The organism is Candidatus Symbiopectobacterium sp. NZEC135, from assembly GCF_025962695.1.
Genome location: NZ_JAGFPF010000711.1, coordinates 1 through 1,011 on the forward strand (window position 1 = coordinate 1; position 1,011 = coordinate 1,011).

A 1,011-nucleotide genomic window follows, 5' to 3' on the forward strand; every position below is an offset into this window, starting at 1 on the left:
AGAGCGCCTAGAAACTGACTCGACGGATCTCGCGCAGCGCGTGCGTGTGCTTGAGCAAGACGTGGCCGAATTGAAACAGCAATTGGCGCACTTGCTGTCGCAACAATCCTGAGTAATGCCCGAGAGAATGGTTCCCTTAGTGAAGGTGACACAATGAATACAGCGAAAACGGACGCACAGCCGATCCGTATCGGCATGGTTGGGCTCGGTTCGATTGCGCAAAAGGCCTATCTGCCGGTGCTGAGCCAGGAAACACGCTGGAGATTTGCCGGCGTCTTTTCCCCGGATCAGCAAAAAATGCGCACGCTGTGCCAGCAATATCGCCTGTCAGGTTATTCGTCACTGGAAGCGTTGGCGAATGCGTGCGACGCCGTGATGGTACACAGCAGCACCGCCAGCCACTACGAGGTAATCAGCGCGTTATTGCGCCTTGGCGTGCACGTGTATGTCGACAAGCCGTTGGCGGAAACGCTGCCGCAGGCCGAGGCGCTGTTAGCGTTAGCCGAGCGTCAGGGAAAAACGATGAGGGTCGGATTTAACCGCGGTTTCGCCCCCGGTTATCAATCGCTGAAATCAACGTTACCGCATCCGGATTCTGTGCGGGTGGAGAAACACCGCGCGGATAACGTGGGTCCGCAACCGGCACGTTTCACCCTGTTGGATGATTACCTGCACGTGGTTGATACGGCTCTGTGGCTGGCGGGCAAGGGCGCGGTGTTACAAGGCGGCGTCATTCGCAATAATACGGCAGGGCAGCTTGTTTTTGCTGAACATCTGTTTGCTTCAGCAACCTGTCAGATTGTCACCAGCATGCATCGGTGCGCGGGCAGCCAGCGTGAGTCGGTGCAGATGATCGGGCAGGGGGCTATTCACCATGTCGATAATCTTAGCGATTGCTGGCAGGAGAGCGGTGGGATTGTCACGCGACACCCCGCACCGTCCTGGCAAAGTATTTTGGAACAGCGCGGTTTTGTGGGGGCGATTCACCATTTTGTTGTCTCACTGGAGCAA

At 56.7% G+C, this 1,011-nt stretch carries 1 protein-coding gene; it reads left to right on the top strand.

Features of this window, described 5'->3' with window-relative positions:
* Positions 1–153 precede the first annotated feature (153 nt).
* Positions 154–1,011, top strand: an 858-nt coding sequence (locus J5224_RS29915) for a Gfo/Idh/MocA family protein (RefSeq protein WP_264628688.1), incomplete at its 3' end; no start/stop codon positions are given.